Origin of the sequence: Pseudomonas sp. PH1b (genome assembly GCF_000633395.1) — a bacterium.
Taxonomy (GTDB): domain Bacteria; phylum Pseudomonadota; class Gammaproteobacteria; order Pseudomonadales; family Pseudomonadaceae; genus Aquipseudomonas.
Window position 1 is genome coordinate 1 of record NZ_AYMU01000071.1, and the last position, 2,708, is coordinate 2,708.

General features: G+C 65.5%; 1 protein-coding gene. It reads right to left on the minus strand.

Annotated elements, in window-relative coordinates:
* A partial coding sequence (locus U873_RS0133990; RefSeq protein ID WP_043274829.1) for a hemagglutinin repeat-containing protein occupies nt 1-2,708 on the minus strand: 2,708 nt, incomplete at both ends.

Genomic DNA, 2,708 nt, shown 5'->3' on the forward strand with positions numbered 1-2,708 from the left:
TGCTGAACATGATCCTCCTGACTGGTCACCTTCTTGGTCTTGCTCGCCGAATGCTGCTCGTTGGCCGCCGAGATCAGGTTGAGGTTGTCCGTGGCGGTCATCGCCACATCGCGCTTGGCCTCGATCTGGCTGGCGATGGCCGTGATGTCGCGCCCGGCACTGATGGCCAGGTCGCGACCGGCCTGCAGGCTGGAGCCGTTCTGGGTCACGCTGAGGTCGTTGTAGCGCACGCCGCGGTCATTGCTGACCACCTGTTCCACGGCGCTCAGGTTGACGTCGCGACCGGCCTTGAGGCTGGTGTCGGCACCACTCTTGAGCTCGCCGCCGGTGTTGTTGATGTCACGCCCGGCGGTAATCAGCAGGTTGTTCGCGGCTTCGACCCTGGCGGCGTTGTCGACGAAGTCGCGCTGCTGGGCGTAGCTGCCGTTGCTGCTCTGGTGCGAGGTCAGGGTGCGCTCGTTGATCACGTCGCCACGGGTGGCGCTGAGGCTCACGTCACGCCCGGCGATGATGCCGCCGGCCTTGTTCACCAGGTCGTTGCCGGCCAGCAGGTCGAGGCGGTTGCCGGCTTCCACCAGGCCGCTGTTGACCAGGTTCTGTCCGGCCTGGGCCGACAGGTTGTGGGTGGCGCGCAAGGTACCGACGTTGTTCAGGTCCTGGCCGGCGATCAGGTTGACGTCGCTGCCGGCGATCAAGGCGCCGTTGGGCGCCAGACGGTCCTTGGCCTGGGCCAGGTAGAGCACCGGCACCAGCACTTGTTCGCCGTTCACTTCGGCGTTTTCCAGCCAGACGATGTCGTGGGTCAGGGCCGCCACTTGCTCCGAGGTCAGGCTCACGCCCACCGACAGGTTGAGCTGTTGCCGGCTCTGGATGGCGTTGTCCATCAGGTACTTGAACAGCTTCTCATCGCTGTCCTGGCCATTGATGTAGCGCTGGCCAGTGCGGGCCTGCACCGCTTGCTGGATCAGTTTCTGTTCATAGAATCCGTCCCCCAGACGCTTGGCGCTGTCGTCCGGGTTGTAGCCGAGGTTGGACAGCAGGTAGTCCGAGCTCATGAACTGCTTGAGGTCGGTGAGCACCGGGTTGGTTTCGATCAGGTATTTGTGTGGATTGCTGCGCACGCTGCTGTCGGGCAGGCCGGTGACCCGCTCGATGCTGATCGGTGCCGGAGCCTGGGCGTTGAGGGCCGCGGTCTGGCTGATGCCGTCACTCACCAGCGAAGGCCCGGGCAATGCCGGGCCCGAGACAGCACCGCCACCGGGCAGGGTCGCATTGATCGCGCTGGCATCGGCGCCGACTTGCGCCGCCGTGCGGTTGGCGGTACTCAAGTCTGCCGATCGGGCGGCGATCGACACGACGTCGGCGATGTTGATGTCTCGCGCCGCCGCCACGGGCAGCCCTTGTTGACGTTGCGCGGAGCTCAAGGCACCGCCGCCCAGGGTCCAGCTTTGCGGACCGCTGGTGGTCGGTGTGCTGGCGCCCTGGCCGCTGAGGCGGAACAGGCCATTCTGCCCGCTGGGCAGGCTGAAGCCGGGCAGCGCCAGGGGATTGACCTGTTGCTGGGCCAGGTCCGGCGGGAGCTGCTGGTTGAGGCTGATACGGGTGGCGAAGGCCGTGCCCGGGGCGTTGGTGTCGGTACGTTGGCCGCTGCCGACGTAGGTGAAACCGGGACGCACCACGCTGTTGTCGATGCCATTGCCCGCGTTGATGCTGACCGCACCGCCCGCCTGCATCACCGCCGCGTAGCTTTGATCGCCGCCAGCGAGTTTTTTCGTCGATCCCTGGCCGACCCACTCACGCTCGGTCATGCCGATAAAGCCGGCCAGTGCCCCTTCCAGGCCACCCAGGTCGTTGGGGGTATAGCCCGCGCTCTGGAACCAGTATTTGCTGGTGACGGCATTGGCAACGTTGTACCAGCCCCCGGCATTCTTGGTCCGCGCCGACATGAACACTCGGGTGGTTTCGGTTTCACCGGTTTCCACGCCGCTGTTGAGCAGGTTGTTGACCGTCGCCACCAGGTTGCCGCCGGCGCCGATGCTGCTGCTTTGGTTCAGCAGGGTGCCACCGTTGATGTTCAGGTTGACGCCGGCGGTGATGCTCGCCGCCGCGCTGGCGCTGGTCACTTCGAACTTGTCGCGCTGGACGATTTCCCAGACGTGATTGCGCTTGCCGCTGCAGTCACCGGCGTTGTAACCCTCAATGCAGGCGATCTCGCCGATTCTCGCGGTATAGATGCCAGCGTTGCTGGTGGTCAGCACATCGCGCAGGTTCTCGATGGTGCTGGCGGCGAGCGTCATGGAGCCGTCGCTCTGCAGCGAACCGGAACGGTTGGCGATGCGGCTGGCCAAGGTGCCTTGGCCATCACGGTCGATCCTCAGGTTACCCAGGCTGTAGAGGTTGCCGTAGCTGTTGGTCAGGCTATCGATCCGCAGGCCCATGTCGCCGCCGCTGAAGACCAGCCCACGCTCGTTGAGCAGGGCAGCGGTGGTCAGGGTCAAGTCCTGGGCTGCTCCCAGGGTGCCCAGGTTGTTGATGCCCGCGGCGCTGAGGTTGAGCCTGGCGGCCGAGGTCAGGCGCCCGGCGTTGTTCAACAGGCCAGCCACCGCCACCGTGGTGTCACCTCCTCCGGCGATGCTCGACACAGCATTGAGGTTCAGTTGGCCGGCGCCGAGGCCCAGGGTGCCGCGACTGCTCAAACGACCATTACC